Source organism: Streptomyces sp. NPDC004788, from assembly GCF_053601115.1.
Genome location: NZ_JBSGBF010000002.1, coordinates 197397 through 217885, shown reverse-complemented (window position 1 = coordinate 217885; position 20489 = coordinate 197397). Strand labels below are relative to the sequence as shown.

The window sequence follows — 20489 nt, the reverse complement described above, 5'->3', positions numbered from 1 at the left end:
ACCCGAGGGTGGGGTCAGGTGCCGGAGTTCGTACCGGGACCGGCAGTGGCCGTGGCGGGCCGCGGCGGCTCGGCCGGGCGTTCCTCCGCGCGTCGGCTGAGGCCCGTACCGATGTACACCTGCGCGGCGGCCGCTCCCAGGCCGACGACCAGGCAACCGGTCCACAGCGGCGCCACGCCCCACGCCTCGATCGCTCCGCCGCCGACCAGCGGCGCCACGACGGCGGCGCCCGTCCAGGCGACCTGGAACAGACCCTGGTAGCGGCCGCGGAGGTGATCCGGCGAGATCCGCGCGACGAGCGCGAAGCTGGTCGGCGTGTTGCCGATCTCGCCCACGGTCCACACCAGGATGGAGACCGCGTAGAGCCAGGAGGAGTGGCCGAGCAGGAGGACGGAGTAGCCGATGCCGATCAGCGAGGAAGAACCGGCGAGCACCCGGGAATCCGGGAAGCGCTTGTAGAGCCGGGTGAGCGGCAGCTGGAGCAGGGCGATCGCGATTCCGTTGAGCGCGGCCACCTGTCCGAACGTGCTGGGCGAGAACCCGTCCTTGCCCATCGCGATCGGCAGACCGCTCTCGGACTGCAGCAGGATCGTGAGCACCAGGAACTCGGCGACGACGAACGCCACGAAGGGGCGGTCGCGCAGGATGGCGCCGAATCCGCCGGCCTCCGCCGCGTCGGCCGGGACGGGAGCCGGGCGGGAGCCGGGGACCCGGGCCGCGATCATCAGGGCGCCGAGCAGGGTGGTGGCACCGTTGAGCCAGAACAGCGCGGTGTAGCCGGTGACGGCGACGAGGCCGACCGAGACCATGGCAACGGAGTAACCGATGTTGATCGCCCAGAAGTTGAGCGAGTAGGCCCTGGTCCGGTCGGCCGGCGGGGTCACGTCGGCGATCAGCGCGTTGTGCGCCGGCCGCATCGCGTTGCCGACCACGCCGACGACGAAGGCGCCGAGCAGCAGGGCCCACGGCGCCCGGGCGTAGGCGAGCGCGACCATGCTCACCGCCGTCGCGGCCTGCGCGCCGACGAGCGTCTGCTTGTGGCCGATCCGGTCGCCCAGGATGCCGCCGAACGGCCCCGCCACGAGTGAGCCCACGCCGATGGCCGCCACGACCGCGCCGGCGAAGGCGGCGCTGCCCTTCAGTTCGTCGGTGATGTAGAACGCGAGCAGCGGCATCACGAAACCACAGGCCCGGTTGACGAGCTGAGCGGTCCAGAGCCACCAGAAGCCCGCGGACAGCCCGCCGAAGGTCGCGACGAGCGCCGACCGCGCCCTCGTCAGTGGCCTGAGTCCCATGTTCTCTCCTCCGTCGTCGGCCTCGGCGTGTGCGTGCCCGGCCCCGCGGAGCAAGGGTGGCCGACGCGGCCCTGCGAGGAGCCCGGGTGCGGTTGCAGGATGCGGAGTCCGTGCGCGCAGCAAGCTGCACGCCCACGGCCCCGTCGTGGGCACCCCCGGACGGCAGAGTCGTTCCCGCAAGGAAGCACACCGGGGCTGGAGAGCACGTGAGAGAGAAGATGGCCGGTTCGCGGAGCAGGAGCGCGGCCGGATGAACCCGTTGACGTACGCACCGCGCCTGGTCACGGCGCTTCCGCCGGTGGAGGTGTGCGGCAGGGTCCTGAAGGCCTACGCGATGTTCGCGCGGCCGGAGCTCGGCACCGACCTCCCGGAGCCGGAGTGGCTGCGGCAGCATGCCGCGTCGGTCCTGGGCGACTCCCCGCGGGAAGGGGACCACCCGGCCGGATTCCTGATCCTGCACCGCGGGGCGGAGGGCACCTACCTGCTGGTGAGCCAGTGGTACGACGCCGACATGCTCAAGCACTGGGTGCGCGGCTCGCGGACCGACGCCGCGGGGAACACGACGTTCGCCCCGCTCGCCCAGCCGGACCTGATCGCCTGCGTCTGGGAGCTGGAGGTCATCGCCTTCGAACGTGACGCCTGGGTCAACACCGTGCTGGCGCACGGCCGGCTCGACCAGGACTCCCTCGACGCGTACCTGCGGACGACCTTCTCGGGGTGGGTGTGAACGACGACATCGAGGTGCGGCCGATCGGGCCGGGCCAGCTGGACTCGCTGCTCGCACTCTGCCGGGAGCACGCGGCGTACGAGAAGGCGGACTTCCACGAGAACGGCCAGGTGGAACGGTGGCGGTCGGCGCTGTTCGGGCCGTCGCCGGTGCTGCACGGCTGGCTGGCGACGGACGGCGGGGAGCCGTGCGGCTTCATGACCGTCACCACCGACTTCGCCACCTGGAGCGCCGAGCGGTTCGCCTACATGGACTGCCTCTACATCCGGGAGCGCTACCGGGGCACGGGGATCGGGCGCGTGTTCCTCGACCGGCTGCGGGAGTTCTCGCGGGACCGGGGATGCGGCTGGGCCGAGTGGCAGACACCCGTCGACAACGAGCTCGGCATCGGCTTCTACCGGCACATGGGCGCCGGCGCCAAGACCAAGATCCGCTTCCACTACGACATCGGGGCAGGTGACGTCTCGTGACCAGCAGCACCACCAGCAACAGCACCCTCGCCAACACCGTCAGCGCCACGAACAGCGCCGCGAACAACGCCACGGACAACGCCACGGACAACGCCACGGACAACGCCGGCGGCTTCGCCGCGGCGCCGGCCGCGGCGGTGCCGCTGCCGCCGTGGTCCCTCGACCCCGCCGACCAGGCCGGCCCGGCACCCGCGCTCGGTGACCTCGTCCGCGCGGCGGCGGCCAACCGGCCGGGCCGTCCGGCGCTGCACGACGGCCGGAGCGGCCTCACCTTCGCCGAACTGGAGCAGCAGGCCCAGGCGTTCGCGACGTGGCTCGCCGGGCAGGGCGTCCGTGCGGGTGACCGCGTGGCGATCCTCGCCGAGAAGTGCGCGCTCGTGCCCGTGCTGGCCATCGGGATCTGGAAGTGCGGCGCCGTCTACGTACCGCTCGACGCGTCACAGCCGGCTCCCCGGCTGCGCGGCCTGCTCGGCCGCCTGGCACCCCGTGTGGTGATCGCCCTGGACGACCGGGAGCCCGTCGTCGAGGACGTCCGCTGGGCGGGCCGGACGGTGCTGGACCCGGTCCTCGCCGCACCGGTCCCGGAGTGGCCTACCGTGCCGCACCGGCCGGAGGACACCGCGTACATCATCTTCACGTCGGGCTCCACGGGCGAGCCCAAGGGCGTCGAGATCACCGTCGCCAACCTGGTCGCGTACTTCGGGAACCACAACGAGGTGCTCCGGTTCACCCCGGACTCGCGGGTGTTCAGCCTGTCCCCGTTCCACTTCGACGTGTCGATCGAGGACACGCTGCTGCCGCTCTCCCTGGGCGCGTACGTCCACCAGTTCCGCGGCGTGCACGCGGGCGCCGTCATGCGCGCGGTCATCAGGCGTGAGCGGATCACCCATCTGATCGCGGTGTCCACCCTGCTGACGATGATCACCGAGGGCGGGCGACAGGTCACCAGGGAGAACTTCCCCGCCCTGGAGATGGTGATGACGGGTGCGGAGGTCTGCGACCCCGGGGTCATCAACGTGTGGAAGACCGGCCTCCCCGAGGTGCGCGTCATCAATGTCTACGGGCCGACCGAGGCGACGATCGTCTGCGTCGCCCACGAGATCGAACGGGTCGACCCGGAGCGGGTGGGCTCCTATCCGATCGGCCGGCCGCTGCGCGGTGTGGCGGCACGGATCGTGGCGGACGGCGCCGAGGTCCGCGAACCCGGCCGGACCGGGGAGCTGTGGATCGGCGGCGAGCAGGTGATGCGCGGGTACCTCGGCCGGCCGGAGGAGACCGCGCGCCGGGTGGTCGAGGTGGACGGCGTCCGCTACTACCGCACGGGCGACCTGTGCAGCTACGACGAGAACGGCGACATCGTGTTCCGCGGCCGGAACGACGACGAGGTCAAGCTGGCCGGGCGCCGCATCCACCTGGGTGAGGTCCGGCAGACCGTGCTGAGCTGCCCGGGCGTCGAGCGGGCGGCCGTCGCGCTGGTCACGCGCCTCGGCCACGACGTGATCGCGCTCGTGGTGGTGGCGCCGGACCCGGCGGTGGTGGCGGACGTCGAGAAGCGCCTGGCGGAGCTGCTGCCCGGGTACATGCGCCCGAGCGTCGTCGGCTGGTCGCCCGACCCTGCGGTGTCGTCGACGGGCAAGACGGACGAGAAGCTGCTGATGCGGCGGCTCGGCGAGGCGGCCGGGCAGTCGAACGCGACCCGTTTCGTGTTCACGGCTGCCGGGGACGTCGAGGCCGTCGGAGACGCGCGGGACGTGGTGGACGTCGAGGCCGTCGGAGACGCGCGGGACGTGGTGGACGTCGAGGCCGTCGGAGACGCGCGGGACGTGGTGGACGTCGAGGCCGTCGGAGGCGCGCGGGACGTGGTGGACGTCGAGGCCGGCATGGACGTCCACGCCGGTGGAGACGTCGACGCCGGTGGAGACGGCGAGGCCGTCGGGAACGTCCAGGCCGTCGGTGGGGAAGCCCGTGCCTGACGTGGCGGAACTGCCCCTGCACCCCGAGTTCGGCCGGCTGGCCGCGGCCAGGAGGATCATGGCCGTACGGGCGTCCGCCGGCTCCCTCGCCGAGGACCGGGCCAACGCCGAGCGCTGGATCTCCCGGTTCGGAGGCACGGCGGCACCGGACGACCGCGCCACGGTCAGCGTGGGCGAGCACACGACGGTCGTCCGGCCGGTCGAGGAGGACGCGGACAGCCCCTGGGTCCTGTACGTCCACGGCGGCGGGATGGTCTACTACTCGACCGCCGTCTTCCAGCCCTTCCTGCGCGTCCTCGCGGGTGAACTGCGCGCCCCCGTGGAGGCGTTCGACTACCTGAAGGCACCGGAACACACCGTCGAGCAGTCGGTCGCGCAGCTCGCCGAACGCGTCGCGCGGCGGTGCCACGACCTGGGAGACCGCAGGCTCGTCCTCGCCGGTGACAGTGTCGGCGGTCTGCTCGCGCTCTACCTCGCTCTGCGGGTCCTGCCCGGGGTCTTCTCGCGCATCGTGCTGATCTACCCGGTGCTCGACCTGGGCACGGAGCGCGCGTCCTACGACGCCTTCGGCGAGGGCCACTTCCTGGACCGGGACAGCATGCGGCTCTTCCGGTCGTACCTTGAACCCTTCTTCGCGGAACGGGACTTCGATCCGCCGGCCCTGTCGCGGGGCGATCTGGCCCGCCTGCCGGACTGCTCCGTCGTGACGGCCGGCTGCGACGTGCTCCGCGACGAGGGCCTCGCCTGGGTGGAGCAGCGCACGGCCGATCGCCCGTCGGGTCTCCGGCACCTCCATTTCCCCGGCCTCCCGCATGACTTCTGCCTGTACGCCGGACGGCTCGACTCGGCGAGGAGCGCCGTGGGCGAGATCGCCAGGACCGCGTTTCCGCCGAAAGGACAGGACTCCACGTGGTAGTCGAAGGTGAGACGGCGTCGCTGCCGCCGTGGTCGGCCGACCAGGTCGACGCGGGCGTCATGGGCGGTGCGGTCGACGCGGGCGGTGCGGTCGACGCGGGCGGCACCCGCGGTACCGGCGGTGCGCCGCCCGCTCCGGGTGATCTGCTGGTGGCCCCGGCACTCAGGTGGCCGGATCGCGTCGCGGTCGGCGACGGGTCGGTCAGCTACACGTTCGCCGAGCTCGAACGGGGTGCTCAGGCCGTCGCGTCCTGGCTGGCCGGACAGGGCGTGGCGGCCGGGGACCGCGTCGTGGTGCTGGCGGAGAAGCGGGCGGTCATGCCCCTGCTCGCCCTCGCCATCTGGAAGCGCGGCGCCGTCTACGTGGCCCTCGACGCCGCGGAGCCGCAGGCCCGGCTGCGCGGACTGCTCACCCGGCTCGCCCCGGCGGTCGTGATCACTCTGGGCGACCGGGACCCCGCCGTCCCCGGCAGCGGCTGGCTGGGCGGGACGCGGCTGGCGGAGATACTCTCCGGGCCCGCGGTCCCCCATGCCACGGTGGCCCATCGGCCGGAGGACGCCGCGTACATCGTCTTCGCCTCCGGTGCGACGGGTGAGCCGCAGGGGGCCGAGATCAGTGTCGACGCCCTCTACTCCCACTTCCGCGCGCACAACGAGGTCCTGCGGTTCACTGCGGAGTCCCGCGTCCTGAGCCTGGCGCCCTTCCACGTCGACGTGTCGCTGCTGGACACCCTCCTCCCGCTGTCGCTGGGAGCCTTCGTCCACCAGTTCCGCGGCCTTCCGGCCGGGGCCGTCATGCGTGCCGTGCTCGCCCGCGAGGAGATCACCCACCTGATCGCGGTCTCGATGCTCCTGGCCATGGTCACCGGCGACGGCCGGCAGATCAGCCGCGCGAAACTGCCCTGCCTGGAGCTCGTCCTGACGGGCGCTCAGCTCTGTGCACCGGAGGTGCTCCGCGTCTGGACCCGGCAGCTTCCGCAGGCCCGTGTGGTCCACGCGTTCGGGCCGCCCGAGGCCACGATCTTCAGCCTCACCCATGAGGTCGGACCGGAGGACGCGGAGCGCATGACCGCCTGCCCGGCCGGCCGGCCCCTGCGGGGCACGCGGGTGAGGATCATGCGTGACGGGACCGAGGTCCACGGGCCCGGTGAGCGCGGCGAGCTCTGGGTCGGCGGTGTGTCCGTCATGCGCGGCTACTTCGACCGTCCCGAGGAGACCGCCCGGCTGGTCGTCGAGCGCGACGGGACGCGCTGGTTCCGGACCGGGGACGTCTGCAGCTACGACGCCGACGGCACCGTCGTGATGCACGGGCACGGCGACGGGCAGGTCGCCTGGCTGGCGGGCCGCCGCACCCACCTGGGCGAGGTCCGCCGGGCCGCCCTGGGCTGCCGTGGCGTGGACCGGGCGGTGGCGGGCGTCGTACGCCACAAGCAGCGGGACGTGGTCGCGCTCGTCGTCGTGTCGGAGGACCGGGCGGTCACCGCGGAGCTGGCGGAACGCCTGCGCGAGCTGCCCGAGTACATGCGCCCGGTGCTGCTGGCCTGGGCACCCGAGGCGACCGAAGCACCCGAAGCACCGGCCGGACCGGCCGCGGAGCCCGGTGAGCGGCAGCTGCTGCAGCGCCTGGCGGCGGCGGCGCAGCAGTCGGACTCCCACCTTTTCGCGCTGTCGGCCGACGGCGCTGTCGAAACCATGGATGAGGTATAGCTCTATGTCTGCAACGGTGAAGGACAAGGTCGCCGCGTATCTTGAGGCGGCGCTGGGGAAGCCGGTGGACCTGTCGCCGCTCCCCGACGACACCGCACTCAACAGCCTCGGCCTGGACTCGCTCCTGACCATCAGCGTGCTCGTCACGCTCCTGGAGGACTGCGGCGTCGACCTGGGCGAGCACGCGGACTCGCTGGTCACCCCGAGCAGCCTGGGCGATCTGTACGCCATCGCCGAGCGGTTCACGGGCGAGCCGGAGACGGCCGCCCCGAGCACGGACGACGCTCCCCGGGAACAGCGTGAGCAGCGCGAGCAGCACGACCAGCTCGCCTACTACCACGCGAAGCTGGCCTACGAGATCGACGCCGCGGACCTGAGGACGGCGCTCGAAGAGGGCCAGGACCTGGTCGTCATCGACGGCCGCGGCAGCGCGGCGTACGAGCGGGAGCACATCCCCGGCGCGGTCAGCATCCCGCACCGCTCGATCTCTCAGGACTCGCTGGCCCTTCTCTCCAGGACGCCGCTGTACGTGGCCTACTGCGACGGCATCGGCTGCACCGCCTCCACCAAGACGGCGATCAAGCTGGCGACGTCGGGATTCCGGGTCAAGGAGCTGATCGGCGGCCTGGACTGGTGGAAGCGGGAGGGGTACGCCACCGAGGGGCAGGCCGCTCCGTGCGCGTCCCACGCCGTCGACTGCGGCTGCGCCGGCTGATCCCCATGAGCACGCGGACGCACGACGACTCGACGGTGGACGTCGCGGTGGTGGGCGGGAGCATCTCCGGCTGCGCCACCGCCATCCGGTTCAGCCAACTGGGCTACCGTGTCGCGGTCTTCGAGAAGAAGGCCGTGACCGCGCAGTCCTACAAGAAGCTCTGCACGCATTTCGTCCAGCCGCACGCGGTGCCGCTCCTGGACGGACTCGGGCTGGCCCATCTCCGCGAGCCCGCGTGGTCGGTGGCCACCAAGGCGGTGTTCGTCACGCCCGGAGGCGTGGTCGAGACGCCCGGCGGCTACGATCCCGAGCGGCCCGACTCGTACGCGCTGAACCTCGAACGCCGGGTGCTCGACCCCGCCCTGCGTGAGGCCGCGCTGCGGCAGGGCGTGCGGTTCTTCGACGACACCGGGGTGGAGGGCGTCGAGGAGGAGGACGGATCCGGCTGGGTCCTCGACACCGTCGGCAAGGCCGGCTCCCGCCGCTTCCGGGCCCGGCTGCTGGTCGCCGCGGACGGACGCCGTTCACGGCTGGCCGGGCTGCTCGGCAACGCGGCCGAGGAGCACCCCAACGAGCGCGCGGCCCTCTTCGGCTACTTCACGGGCATCGAGGCCCCGGCGGGGAACCGCTCGGTGTTCGTCATGAACGACCACGACCTGGCCTGCGCGTATCCGCTCGTCGGTGGCAGGACCGAGCTCGTCCTCTTCGCGGAGAAGTCGCGGGTCGAGGGCTGGCACGGCCAGGAAGGGCGGCTCCGGGAGTTCCTGAAGTACTTCGACGGACTGCCGGACGCTCCGTCGGTCGCCCACGCGGTCCCGGAGTCGCCCCTGCTGGGCTACGGCGACTACCCGAGCCGGATCCGTCGGCCGGCGGTCGGCTCCGTCCCGTTCGTCGGCGACGCGGCCCTGTCGCTGGACGCCATGAGCGGCGTCGGCTGCGGGTTCTCGTTGCTGTCGGCCGATCTGCTGGCCCGCTCGTTCGCCGACCGGTCACTGACCGGGACGGATCTGCGGGAGGGCGTGGCCGACTACCGGCAGCGGTTCGAGGAAACGATCCTTCCCCACGCCAAGGGCATCTGCGGGGACTCGCTCGTCGGCAAGGACGAGACGACCCGGCGGACGATGTTCGAAACCATCGCCGGCAGCCAGGACCTGAGCCGCAAGTACCTGGCCCTCACCGGCCGCATGGCGCTGCCGGACGAGTTCCAGCGCAGTTTCATGCGCGCGCTGATGACCCGCGGAAAGGCCGCCGCCCCGCGGGCGTGACAGCAGCCGCAGCCGACATCCGTCAGACGCATCACCAGGAGGACTGACCCTTATGCCGCGCGTCGCGTTCACGACCTTCGCGATCCTCAAGCAACCGTACGGGAATCCCGGGGTCCAGGAGTTCGACGACCGGACACCGCCCACGTTCGAGGAAGCGGAGCGGAGCCCGGGATTCATCGCCCGGGCCAAGGAGGAGCCCGGCCAGGAGCACCTCACCAACTTCCTCCGGGACTGGGGCGCGTGGGGCACGTTCGACGTCCCGCGCTTCTACACCGGTGGCCGGACCGACGAGACGGACAGCCGGGCCTCCACCCTGTCCCTCTGGACCGATCTGGACTCCGTCTTCTCCTTCGTCTACTCCGACGGTCTGCACCGCGCCGCGCTGCGCAAGCGGCACGAGTGGTTCCTGAAGCCCGAATGGCCCTCCTACGCCGCCTGGTGGGTGGCCGACGACGCCGTCCCCACCTGGTCGGACGCCTGCGAGCGCCTTGAGCACCTGCACGACCACGGTCCGTCCCCGGTCGCCTTCACCTTCCGGCATCCCTTCGCCGCCGACGGCACCCCCACGCAGCTGCGCGGCCCGGCCGAGCGGCGCGGCGCCGGCGCCGGCGCCTGACGCACCCACCACCACACCCCTTCCACCAGCAAGGAACTTCCTGTGATCACGCGCGCCTTCGACCGGTCGGCGATGAGCTGGTCCTACGAGATGCACCTCCAACCGATGCTGTCCGCGGCCGACATCGAGGGGCTGCCCTTCGGCTCCGTCTTCGGCAGCGTCCCCCCGCACACCGTCTCGAAGCGCCACGCCCACCAGGACGGCGAGATGTTCGTCGTCCTGGCCGGCAGGGCCGTCGTCGTCCTCGGGGACGAGGAACGCGTACTCGAGCCGGGCGGCGTCGTCTACCTGTCGCCCTTCGGCTTCCACGAGATCCGCAACGAGTCCGACGAGCCGTTCGACATCGTCTCGGTCTACTGGGAGCACATCCCGACCGCCGTCGCCGCCCTGGAACAGGCCCCTCCGCGCAAGCAGTTCGCCGAGCGTTCGCTGGTGTTCTGTCCCCCGCCCACGCCCAACGGCGGCCTGCACCTGGGGCACCTCGCCGGCCCGTACGTCCGCGCCGACATGCTGGTGCGCGCGCTGCGCAGCGCGGGCCGTGACGCGCGGTACGTCACGGGCACCGACGACCACCAGTCGTACGTCGCCGCCGCCGCGCGGCTGCGCGGCACGGCCCCCGCCGAGGTGGCCGCGACCGAGGGCGACGCCATCGTCGCGACCCTGCGCGCGGCCGGCGTCGGCTGTGACCGGCTCACCCGCCCCTCGAAGGACCCGGAGCACGCCGGCCGGATCCGGGAGCTGCTCGCCCGGGTGGCCTCCTCGCCCGCCGTCACCGAGGAGGAGCGGGAGACCGCCTACTGCCCGGAGTGCGACCTGTCGCTGCACCAGGCGTTCGCCCGCGGGGCCTGCGCGCACTGCGGTGCCGCCAGCGACGGCGAGATCTGCGAGGCCTGCGGCCGTCCCAACGAGGCCCGCGAACTCACCGGCGTGCAGTGCCGGATCTGCGGTACCCCGGCCGCGCTGCGCCCGGAACGGGCGCTGTGGCTGGACCTGGACGCCTACGCGGAGCAGCTGCGCGCGTACCTGCGGGCCTCCCACACCTCGCCCGACCTGCGGACGCTCGTCGAGCGGCTGCTCACCGAGGGGCTGCCTCCGTACCGGCTCGCCCGGACCACCGAGTGGGGTGTCGCCCTGGGCGAGGGCCAGGCCCTCGACGCCTGGGCCGACCTCGCGCTCACCTTCCTGGACGCCGCCCGGACCGAGGCCGAGCAGGACGGCCCGGCGAAGATCACGCTCTTCCTCGGGTACGACAACAGCTTCTACTACGCGGTCCTGCTGCCGGTGCTCGCCTTCGCCGCCGGACTCGCCGACCACCTGCCCGCCGCGTTCGTCACCAACCAGTTCCTGCACCTGGAGGACGCGAAGTTCTCCACCAGCCGCGGCCACGCGGTCTGGGCCGACCACGCCCTCGCGGCGGCCGGCCCGGACGCCGTACGCCTGGCCCTGCTGCGCGACGCCCCGGAAGGACGCGTCACGCGCATCACCCAGGAGCGCGCCGACCGGCTCACGGAGGACCCGCTCCACCTCGCCGTCCGGGACTGGCTGGGCGGTTTCGCGGCGGTGGCCGAGCGGAGCGGCGGTACGGTGCCGGGCACCGGGGCCTGGACGGACGCGCACCGCGAGTTCTACCGGTACCTCAACCTCGCCACCCGGCAACTCGACGGCCTGCTCCTGCCGGAGGCCTTCAGCGCGCGCGGCTACGTCGACCTGCTGGAGTCGGTGGTGACGCGGTCCGCCGAGTTCCGGGCCACCGAGGAGGCGCTGCGCGAGGTGCCGTCCCTGGCGGAGGAGGCGCGCACCAGCCTGGCCCTCGACTACCTGGCGGCCAAGGCGTTCGCCGCCCTCGCCTGGCCGGTCACCCCCGAGCTGGCCCAGCGGGTCTGGGACTGGCTGGGGCTGCCCGGGCACCCGGTCCGCGAGGCCGAGTGGTCCTTCCTGCCGTCCGGCACCACCTGCGGGTCGCCCGCTCCCGGACTCGCCGCGAACGAGCGCGCGTGAGCGGGAACGAATCGGGCGCGAGCCGGCAGGAAACGCGCACGAGCCGGGACGAAGGGCTCGTGAGCCGGGACGACCGGGCGTCCGGCCCGGCGTCCCGGCCGAGCGGGGACGTGCCCCCGGGCGCGGACGTCGTGGTGGTGGGCGCCGGGATCACCGGCGCCGCCGCGGCGCACCACCTGGCACGCCGGGGCCTGTCCGTCGTCGTGCTCGACCAGGCGCCACGGCCGGCCGCCGGGGCCACCGGCCGCTCCGGCGGCATGGTGCGAGCCTATGATCCCGACCCGGCGGTCGCGGAACTCGCCCTGGCGAGCCTGGCCGTCTACCGGGATCCCGCGCGCTGGGCGTCACGGCGGGCTCCGCTGCACGCGGTCGGCGCCGTGACCGTGGCCGACCCCGCCCAGGAGACCGCGCTCCGGGAGGCGGCCGGGCGGATCAACGGGACTCCGGACGCGTCGGCCCACGTCGTGACGGGGCGCACCGAGGTGGCGGGGATACGCCTGTCCGGCGGCGTCGCCCTGGTCGAGCCGGAAGCGGGCTGGGTGGCACCGTCGGAGGTCACCGAGGACTGGCTGGCGCAGGCGGGCGCCGACGGCGCCGCCGTCCGCTGCGGAGTGCGCGTGCGTGCGGTGGAAGCGCGGGGCGGGCGCCCGGTGGTGTGCACCGACGCGGGCGAGATCCGTGCCGGGGCCGTCCTCGCGGCGGTCGGGCCCTGGGCGGCAAAACCGGTGCCCGGGCTGCGGCCGGTCTCGCCGGTCCGGGCCCGGTCGATCCAGGTGAGCATCGTCGGGCGCGGCCCGTCCGCGCCGCCCCACGCGACCCTGATCGACCTGCGGACCGGGGTGTACGCCAAGCCGGTCGGCCGGGACCGGACGCTGATCGGCATGCCGCACCTCGTCTGGGACTCCGCGTTCGACGCGCGGCCGGACCCCGCGCACACGCGGGCCACCCTGTCGGCGCTCGCCGCCCCGTTCCCGTGGCTCGCGGAGGCGGCGCACCTCCACACGGTGCGCGCCACGGACGCCTACGGCACGGCGGGGGCCGGCGGCGCCGCGTACGGACTGATGGAGGGCACGGGCGTGCCGCACGTCTGGTCGGTCCGGGGGTGGAACGGCGGCGGGGTCAGGACGGCTCCGGAGGCCGGTCGCCGGATCGCCGACGCGGTCGCGGCCGACGCCTGTTCCGACGCCGCCTGACCGCCGCCCGTACCCCACCTGTCTTCACCACAGCATTCACCAAGGGAGAGAAATGACCCACTGCCACGACGTGCTCGGCATCGGCTTCGGCCCGGCCAACCTGGCCCTGGCCATCGCCCTCGAAGAGGAGGACTCCGATCTCGACGTGCGGTTCCTGGAGGCCAGGCCGGGCCCGTCCTGGCAGAGCGCGATGATGCTCGACGGGTCGGACATCCAGAACCACCCCGTGCGCGACCTGGTCTCGCTGCGCAACCCGCGCAGCCGCTACAGCTTCATCAACTACCTCTTCGAGAACGACCGCCTGATCGAACACCTCAACCTTCCGGTGGAGTTCCCGCTGCGCAAGGAGTACGCGCAGTACGTCACCTGGGCCGCCGGCCACTTCGGCCACCTGGTCGACTACGGCGTGCGCGTCACCGACGTCGCCTTCAGCCGCGACGCCGACGGCGGGCCGCGCTACGCCGTCACGACGTCCACGGGCGAGACCGTGCAGGCGCGCGCCCTCGTGGTCGGCACCGGGCGGGCCCGGTTCATTCCGGAGCCGTTCGACGGCGTGGACTCGCCGCGCGTCTTCCACCTGACCGACTACCTGCCCGCCCTCCAGCAGTTGGAAGAGCTGCGGACGGCAGCCCACGGCGATCCGGCGCCGCGCGCGGTCACGGTCGTCGGGGGCAGCCAGAGCGCGGTCGAGCTCACCCTCGACCTCGCGCGGCGCTATCCCCGCGCCCAGGTCACCACCCTCGTGCGCGCGCTGACGCTGCGCGAGAAGGACACCAGCCCGTTCAGCGAGGAGGGGTACTTCCCCGGCTTCACGGACTACTACTACGGGGCTTCCCGCGCGGGCAAGGACTCCATCGACGCGTTCATGCGGCTGACGAACTACTCGTCGGCCGACGGCGACGTGCTGCGCGAGCTGTACCGGCTCATCTACGAGCAGCGACTCGACGGCGACCAGCGGGTGTTCGTCAGCGGCAGCCGCCAGGTGCGCGGTGTGGAGGTCCACGAGGACGGGGTCCGGCTCAGCGCGGAGGAGCTGGTCACCGGCGAGTCCGAGCGGCACGAGACCGACTTCGTCGTCCTGGCCACCGGATTCCGCGACCTCGGTCCGGGCGCCCACCAGGAGCGCGTGCCCGCTCTGCTGCGGGGCGTCGCCGACGACTTCGCCTTCGACGGCGACGGCTACCTGTCCGTCGGCCCGGACTACGAAGTGCGGCCGCTGGGGCCGGACATGCCCGCGCTCTTCCTCAACGGCCTCTGCGAGTCCAGCCACGGCATCGGTGACGCCGGTTCCTTCAGCCTGCTGTCGCTCCGCGCGAAGACCATCGCGGAGAGCCTCAGGAAGCGCCTCCTGTAATGGAGCCGGCGGGTGCTCCGCACCGCTCGGCCGCCGGTGTCCCGGGGATCGCCGCCCCGGTCGTCCGTGGCGTCCTCGGTGCGGGGATGCTGGTCATGCCGCCCGTCGTCGCGGCTCTGGCGGGCGGGCACGGCGTCCTCGTGTGGTCGGTCCACCTCCTGATCGGCGGGTCCGTCAGCCTCGTGCTGGCCCTGCTGGTCAGCCGGACGGCGCGGCGGGGCTCGCTCGCGGGCGTCGTCGGGGCCCTGCTGGGCACGTGGGCCGAGCGGACGGTGGACGGCGCCTTCGCGATCGCCTTCACCGCCGGGCAGGCGGCGATCGCCTGGTTCGCCGCCACGTGTCTGCTGACGGCCGCGGGTGGTTCGGTTCCCCGGCCGGGGACAAACGGGCTGCTGCTCGCGCTCGGCGTGCTCGCCGTGGCCGTCGCGGCGGCGCTCAGTCCGCTGCGGCTTCCGGCCGTCGTGCTCCGGCTGCGGCCCTGGGTGGCGGGTGCGCTCGCGCTCGCCTGCGCCGTACGGGGCCGGCTCCCCGTACCCGGGGCGGGGGCGCACACGGCGCTGGCGCCGCCGGGGCTCTCTCCCCACGGTGCCCTGTGGCTCGCCCTCGCGGCGCTGTTCTTCGCGGGCGTCGGCTGGGAAGCGGTCGCCTCCGCCGCCCCCGGCACCGGTGTCGGCCCGCGGCGCACCGCTGCGGGCGTGGTTCTCGGGGTGGTCTGCGTGGCCGCCGTGTACCTGGGACTGGCCGTGGTCCAAGGGTGGACTGTCGGCGCACCGACCGCCCAGGAGCCGGGCCCCGCGCCGCTGCGCTGGGTGCTCGCCGCGGCCACGGCCGCGGTGCTGACCTCCTACTGCTTCACCAATGTGCGTACCGCCGCCGGGATCGCCTCGCGGCTGTGCCCCGGCGGCCGGAGCGCTGCCGGGCGCGGCCCCTCCAGAGCCGTCGTCGCGGCCGTCGGTGCGGCGTGCTGCGGCTTCGCCTGGGCCGGGGCCGGGGACGGCGCCGTCCCGCTGCTGCTGCTCGGGCCGGCCGCGGCCGCGGTGATCGGCTACGCGCTGGCCGCCGCCGCTGCCGTACGCCACGGCGGGCCGCTGCTGCGGTGGGCCGGAGCCGTGTTGCTGCTCGTGCACGCCGGCCTGGCGGTGCTCGCCTGGCCGTTCCTGCGCGGCGCCTGACCACCACGGCACGGGCGCCGCCCCGCCGTCCGGCCGCTCCTTCCCGTACCGCCTCCTGTTCTCGTCCACGTCCTTCCCGTCGACATCCGAGGAAACGTCATGACCGCCTCCAGCATCGAATCAGAAGTGCGCAGCTACTGCCGCAACTGGCCCGTGGTGTTCGACCAGGCGCGCGGCAGTCGCATGTTCGACCGCGACGGCCGCGCCTACCTGGACTTCTTCGCCGGTGCCAGCGCCCTGAACTACGGGCACAACCACCCCGTCCTGAAACGCGCTCTGCTCGACTACCTCGGGCAGGACCGGGTCACCCACAGCCTAGACATGCTGACCACCGCCAAGGACGCCTTCCTCGGCGAGTTCGCGGCGCGGGTGCTCGGCCCGCGGCACCTGGACTACCGGGTCCAGTTCCCCGGCCCCACCGGAACCAACAGCGTGGAGGCCGCGCTGAAGCTGGCCCGCAAGGTGACCGGACGTCAGACGGTCGTCGCCTTCACCGGCGGTTTCCACGGCATGTCGCTCGGGTCCCTGGCCGTCACCGGGAACGGCGCCAAGCGCGCGGGCGCGGGCGTCCCGCTGGGAAACGTCTTCCGCATCCCGTACGACGGGTTCGCCGGAGGCCAGGTGTCCGGGCTGAAGCTGCTCGACGGCATGCTCGCCGACAGCAGCAGCGGCCTGGAGCTCCCCGCGGCCGTCATCGTGGAGACGGTGCAGGGCGAGGGCGGCGTGAACCCGGCCGGCCCGCGCTGGCTCGCCGACCTCGCGGAGCTGTGCGGCCGCTGGGGCATCCTGCTGATCGTCGACGACATCCAGATGGGCTGCGGCCGTACCGGTCCCTTCTTCAGCTTCGAGTCCGCCGGGATCACCCCGGACATCGTCTGCCTGTCCAAGTCCATCAGCGGATACGGCCTGCCGATGGCCCTGACGCTGTTCCGGACCGAGCTGGACGTCTGGCAGCCGGGCGAGCACAACGGCACGTTCCGCGGCAACAACCCGGCGTTCGTGACGGCCACCGCCGCCCTGCGCGAGTTCTGGGGCGACAGCACCCTGGAGAGGCGGACCGAGGAGCGGGGCCACCTGTTCGCGGAGCGGCTGGGCGAGCTCGCCGAGCGGCATGACGCACACGTGGCGGCGCTGCGCGGCCGTGGCCTGGTGTGGGGTCTGGCCTTCCGGGAGCCGTACCTGGCCCGGCAGGTCGCGGACGCCGCCTTCACCCGCAACCTCCTGGTGGAGACGGCGGGTTCCCGTGACGAGGTCGTGAAGCTCATGCCGGCCCTGACCGCCACGGACGAGGAACTGGACGAGGGCCTCGGGATCCTGCGGGAGGCGGTGGCCGAAGCCGTGGGCGCCGGCGGTCGCTCGTACCCGGTGGCCGGCCGCGCCCTGGCGGGGGCCCGCTAGGGCACCGTCCCGGTCCTCCCGTCCCGGGCCTCCCATCCCGGGCCTCCATCCCGGTTCTCCCCCCGGTCCTCCCATCCCGGCCTCCCGCCTGGTCTCCCGCCCGGTCTCCTGTCGCGCACCGCATCGACAACGTCAGTCACCCGATCCCGACAACCGATTCCGACGACGATTCCGACAACCGATCCCCACAGAGGAAGTTCCGTTGAACCACCAGAGCACCCGCACCCCCGCCGTCATCGTCATGAGCGACCTGGCGGCCCTCGCCCGCCAGCACCGCCTGATCACCGACATCGCACAGCGCGGACTGGCGCCGCTGGTCATCGTGGGCCCGACCACCGACCTGGCGGCCCTGACCGCGTTCATCGAGGACGACACGCACCCGCTGTCCCGGATCGAGGCCGTCCGCAAGCTCCCTGACGCCGCGATCTCCGGAGTGCTGGCGTCCGTGCAGGACTGGATCGCGGACTTCGACGTCCGCGGCGTGATCTGCAGCGGTGAGGTCTTCGTCGACCCGGCCGGAGTCCTGTCCGAGGCGCTGGGCCTGCCGGGCCCCGGCGCCTGGGCGGCCCGGGTGTGCCGGGACAAGGTCATGCAGCGCGTCATCCTGCGCGAGCACGGGCCGTCGTGGCGTGCCTTCGCCCCGCACGAGCGGGACTCCGCCCACTCCGACGTGTACCCCTGCGTCGTCAAGCCGGCGGGGCGGATGTTCAGCTCGGGCGTGGTCCGGGTCTCGGACGACGCCGAACTGCGCTCCGCGCTGGGCGCGTACGAGCCGGACGAGACGATCCTGGTCGAGGAACTCGTCACCGGGCCGGAGTTCTCGGTCGAGGCCCTGGTGCACGACGGCGAGGTGGTCTGGAGCGGCGTGACCGCGAAGCTCACCAACGAGGGCAACAGCCGCTACTTCACCGAGATCGGTCACACCAGCCCGGCGAAGGTGCCGCTCGCGCAGTCGGACGCGCTCGCCGCCGCGAACAGCGCGATCCTGAAGGCCCTGCGGTTCGGCAGCGGCATCACGCACGCGGAGTTCCGGCTCCGTGACGGGCAGCCGGTGCTGATGGAGATAGCCGCCCGCCTCCCCGGTGACGCGATCACCATGATGTGGCACCTCGCCACCGGTCTCCCGCTCGAACCGGCCATGGTCGACCTCGCCCTCGGCGTGAAGCCGGAGTACCCGGCACCGGTCCGGCGCGCCGCACAGCGTTTCGTGGAACACCGGCCGGGCCGGCTGATGGACGTCCGGTTCGAGGGGCAGACGGTGTCGTGGATCGCCGACGACGGCTTCTGGCCGACGGTGACCCCGTCCGACGCACAGGCCCCGGCGCGGTGCGCGTCGGTGATGGTCGGCCTGCGGCGGGGCGCCGGCCTCGGGACCCTGAACGACTCGTACGGGCGCTCGGCGTCCGTGGTCGTCGACCTGCCGTGGGAGGCGGACCCGGAGAGCGAGGTGGGCGCCTGCGCGGACCGGGTCGAGCTGGTGATCGAGGCGTAGCCCTCGATCAGGGACCACTCGACGCGACCACCCGACGCGACCACCCGACGCGACTACTCGACGCGACCACCCGGCCGGCACGGCACGCCGGCCGGGTGGTCGCTCGCGGTGGCCGCGCCGGGTGGTGTCAGATCCAGCCGCTCTCGCGGGCACGGAGCGCGGCCTGGAAACGGGTCTCGGCGTCGAGCCGTTCCATGAGCCGGGCGACGTGCTTGCGGTAGGTCCGCACGGCCATGCCCAGCTGCCGGGCCCCGGTCTCGTCCTTGTCGACGAGGTACAGGGCCTTGACGACGCGCTGCTCGGTCTCGGTGAGGGCGGGGACGGTGTCCTCGGGCAGCTCCTTGGACGCCGCCCACATCCGCTCGAAGAGCGAGACCACGGTGTTGACCAGGCCGGGCTCGCGGGTCAGCAGGGCACCCCGGGCCGTGTTCTCGGGGTCGATGGGGGTGAGCGCCACGGCGCGATCGCAGATGATCATGCGTTCGAGAGGATGCGCCGAGATGCGGATCTCCGCGCCCCGTGCCGCCAGTTCGCGCAGGTACGTCATGGTCGTCTCGTCCTGCAGGCAGGCCGACGCCATCAGCGTGCGCATCCGCACGCCACGGCGCAGGATGCGCAGGTCGATGGGGCGCGAGACCTCGATGGACTCGGGGGTGAGCACTCCGACCGGGTTGGTGGTCATGTTCTCCGTACGGGCGAAGAAGGTCAGCTCGTCGATGACCGTACGGACGGCCTCCAGGCCCTCGATCTGCTGGACCGCCGGGTTCCCGTTGGCCACCGGCGCCGTGACGGGTTCCTGCTCCAGACTCAGGGAACCGGCCAGGCCCATGCGTCTGGCCGTCTCCTGGAGGTCGTGCTGGAGCTGACCGAGGCGGTATTCGATCAGGCGCTCGACCGCGCACTGCGGGGGCAGTGGCCGCAGCCCTCCCGTGCGGGTCCGCATCACGATGCCCAGTTCCAGGACCCTGGCGGCCGCTTCGGGCACGTCACCACCGGGGTCGGTGTCGCCCCGCAGAAGCGCCCGGTAGAAACGTTCCTCTTCGGTCGACACGCCCAGGAACCCCAGGTTGGGCAGCGGGCGGTCCTGCGCTTCGACGTCCCTGTCCGTCATGTCCACCCCTGTCCGGGCACACCCGAACCGCTCCGCGCCGATTCGGGCGCGCTGCAGCAACGTGTACCGGCGGCGTGCCGGTTGCTGCACACACGCGGCCCGCCACGAAGCTCCCCGGGCGGGCACCATGCCTCTTGCGAGGGCGACCGGCTGACGCGACAGCGGCGGGCGGACCCGCGCACCCTGCTCAGGCCCCGCACTTCCTCAGCTCCAGGAGAAGTCCCGTGAACCGCTTCACGCCCCACATCGCCTCCGGTGCCGTCGCCGCCCTCCTGATACTCGGCGGCGTCGGTTCGGCCCCGTCCGGCGCCGAACCGACGGGGCCTCAGCAGGCAACGCCCTTCTCCGGGCAGACCGGCGCCCTCGCGACAGCCGCCGACTCCGGCACGCTCAAGCCGCTCACCAACGACTGGGGCTGAGCACACCGGGGTGGCCGAGGGGGCCTGAACGACTGGGCGTTCGCCGAAACGCCGCCCCCCGACGGCACGTCCGCGCCCTTCACCGACTTCTGACGGTTTCACCCTTCCGCCTTTCGTCCTCTCTCGAACGCAACGCTCGCCACGCCCCCTCAGACGGCCGAGCATCCCGTGCCCGCGCGGCAGACCTCGTCGTCCGCCTTCCGCCGTTCCGGCGGTGAACTGGGCACGCAGAGAAGATAGTCGCGGTGGCCACGGCGTCCTGGTCGGCATCAGGGCGCCGTGAGACGTGAGGACTTCACCAAGGAGGCCATTGACAGCTTCGCAGTTGTCTGCTGTGGGGCGGAGAGAGAGACCATGCAGCACGGGTTTCGCCTCGTCGGACCACCGCAGGCCGCTCCTGAACTGGCCTGCCTGCGGATCATCGCCCAGCTGCCGGCCTCCTGGGCCGGCGTGGTCCACGAGTCCGGCATCGGATACGCCGTTCTCGTCCTGCACGCGGACTCCCCGTACGAGGAAGTCGCCGCTGCCGTCCGCGCCGCGCTGGCGTCGGCGCCGCTCCGCCGGTGGTCGCTGACGTCACCGAGCCGTCCCGCCGTCCTCGCGGTCGCGCCGAACCCGGCCCGGCCGCCGGCCGGTTCGGTGAGTTCAGTGACGAGGGTTCGGTGACGA

The 20489-nt window shown here is 72.9% G+C and carries 18 protein-coding genes; 16 read left to right on the top strand and 2 right to left on the bottom strand.

Annotation, left to right across the window (positions count from 1 at the left end; translation table 11 throughout):
- Positions 1 to 14: 14 nt before the first annotated feature.
- Positions 15 to 1295 carry an MDR family MFS transporter gene (locus tag ACWEJX_RS02045; RefSeq protein WP_451605626.1) on the bottom strand — a complete coding sequence of 427 codons (1281 nt, stop codon included), beginning with the start codon at positions 1293 to 1295 and terminating at the stop codon, positions 15 to 17.
- A gap of 250 nt (positions 1296 to 1545) precedes the next feature.
- Between ACWEJX_RS02045 and ACWEJX_RS02040 the strand changes: the two genes are divergently transcribed.
- From ACWEJX_RS02040 to ACWEJX_RS01975, 14 genes are all read left to right on the top strand, one after another.
- On the top strand, positions 1546 to 2022 hold the full coding sequence (locus ACWEJX_RS02040) for a hypothetical protein (RefSeq protein WP_451605625.1): 477 nt from the start codon (positions 1546 to 1548) through the stop codon (positions 2020 to 2022).
- Positions 2013 to 2492: an N-acetyltransferase family protein gene (locus ACWEJX_RS02035; protein WP_451605624.1), complete on the top strand. Its 480-nt coding sequence runs from the start codon at positions 2013 to 2015 to the stop codon at positions 2490 to 2492. Before ACWEJX_RS02040 ends, ACWEJX_RS02035 begins: the two co-directional genes overlap by 10 nt.
- Positions 2493 to 2629: 137 nt before the next feature.
- On the top strand, positions 2630 to 4465 hold the full coding sequence (locus ACWEJX_RS02030) for an amino acid adenylation domain-containing protein (protein WP_451605647.1): 1836 nt from the start codon (positions 2630 to 2632) through the stop codon (positions 4463 to 4465).
- Positions 4458 to 5381, top strand: a complete 924-nt coding sequence (locus ACWEJX_RS02025; protein ID WP_451605623.1) for an alpha/beta hydrolase fold domain-containing protein — start codon at positions 4458 to 4460, stop codon at positions 5379 to 5381. The genes ACWEJX_RS02030 and ACWEJX_RS02025 overlap by 8 nt, the downstream gene beginning before the upstream one ends.
- Entirely contained in the window at positions 5375 to 7087 is a 1713-nt protein-coding gene (locus tag ACWEJX_RS02020; RefSeq protein WP_451605622.1) for an AMP-binding protein, read from the top strand. The genes ACWEJX_RS02025 and ACWEJX_RS02020 overlap by 7 nt, the downstream gene beginning before the upstream one ends.
- A gap of 4 nt (positions 7088 to 7091) precedes the next feature.
- The gene (locus ACWEJX_RS02015; RefSeq protein ID WP_451605621.1) at positions 7092 to 7802 is read left to right on the top strand and encodes a rhodanese-like domain-containing protein; all 711 of its coding nucleotides are present in this window, start codon (positions 7092 to 7094) and stop codon (positions 7800 to 7802) included.
- Positions 7803 to 7807: 5 nt separating this feature from the next.
- Positions 7808 to 9067, top strand: coding sequence for an NAD(P)/FAD-dependent oxidoreductase (locus tag ACWEJX_RS02010; RefSeq protein ID WP_451605620.1), 1260 nt, complete (start codon positions 7808 to 7810; stop codon positions 9065 to 9067).
- Positions 9068 to 9119: 52 nt separating this feature from the next.
- Positions 9120 to 9683: a DUF3291 domain-containing protein gene (locus tag ACWEJX_RS02005; protein WP_451605619.1), complete on the top strand. Its 564-nt coding sequence runs from the start codon at positions 9120 to 9122 to the stop codon at positions 9681 to 9683.
- A 42-nt stretch (positions 9684 to 9725) separates the two neighbouring features.
- Positions 9726 to 11681, top strand: a complete 1956-nt coding sequence (locus ACWEJX_RS02000) for a class I tRNA ligase family protein (protein ID WP_451605618.1) — start codon at positions 9726 to 9728, stop codon at positions 11679 to 11681.
- Positions 11682 to 11740: 59 nt separating this feature from the next.
- The gene (locus ACWEJX_RS01995; protein WP_451605617.1) at positions 11741 to 12874 is read left to right on the top strand and encodes an NAD(P)/FAD-dependent oxidoreductase; all 1134 of its coding nucleotides are present in this window, start codon (positions 11741 to 11743) and stop codon (positions 12872 to 12874) included.
- Positions 12875 to 12926: 52 nt separating this feature from the next.
- Positions 12927 to 14228 (top strand): lysine N(6)-hydroxylase/L-ornithine N(5)-oxygenase family protein, encoded by a 1302-nt coding sequence (locus tag ACWEJX_RS01990; RefSeq protein ID WP_451605616.1) that lies wholly within the window; start codon positions 12927 to 12929, stop codon positions 14226 to 14228.
- Entirely contained in the window at positions 14228 to 15400 is a 1173-nt protein-coding gene (locus ACWEJX_RS01985) for an amino acid:polyamine antiporter (RefSeq protein WP_451605615.1), read from the top strand. The genes ACWEJX_RS01990 and ACWEJX_RS01985 overlap by 1 nt, the downstream gene beginning before the upstream one ends.
- A 99-nt stretch (positions 15401 to 15499) precedes the next feature.
- Entirely contained in the window at positions 15500 to 16798 is a 1299-nt protein-coding gene (gene ectB / locus ACWEJX_RS01980; protein ID WP_451605614.1) for a diaminobutyrate--2-oxoglutarate transaminase, read from the top strand.
- 202 nt (positions 16799 to 17000) lie between these two features.
- Positions 17001 to 18290: an ATP-grasp domain-containing protein gene (locus tag ACWEJX_RS01975; RefSeq protein WP_451605613.1), complete on the top strand. Its 1290-nt coding sequence runs from the start codon at positions 17001 to 17003 to the stop codon at positions 18288 to 18290.
- 127 nt (positions 18291 to 18417) lie between these two features.
- On the opposite strand, the gene ACWEJX_RS01970 is transcribed toward ACWEJX_RS01975, so the two are convergent.
- Positions 18418 to 19401: a helix-turn-helix transcriptional regulator gene (locus tag ACWEJX_RS01970; protein ID WP_451605612.1), complete on the bottom strand. Its 984-nt coding sequence runs from the start codon at positions 19399 to 19401 to the stop codon at positions 18418 to 18420.
- 224 nt (positions 19402 to 19625) lie between these two features.
- Between ACWEJX_RS01970 and ACWEJX_RS01965 the strand changes: the two genes are divergently transcribed.
- Together ACWEJX_RS01965 and ACWEJX_RS01960 are read left to right on the top strand one after the other, a co-directional pair.
- Positions 19626 to 19820, top strand: a complete 195-nt coding sequence (locus ACWEJX_RS01965; protein ID WP_451605611.1) for a hypothetical protein — start codon at positions 19626 to 19628, stop codon at positions 19818 to 19820.
- Between the two features lie 354 nt (positions 19821 to 20174).
- Positions 20175 to 20486 carry a hypothetical protein gene (locus ACWEJX_RS01960; protein ID WP_451605610.1) on the top strand — a complete coding sequence of 104 codons (312 nt, stop codon included), beginning with the start codon at positions 20175 to 20177 and terminating at the stop codon, positions 20484 to 20486.
- Positions 20487 to 20489 lie beyond the last annotated feature (3 nt).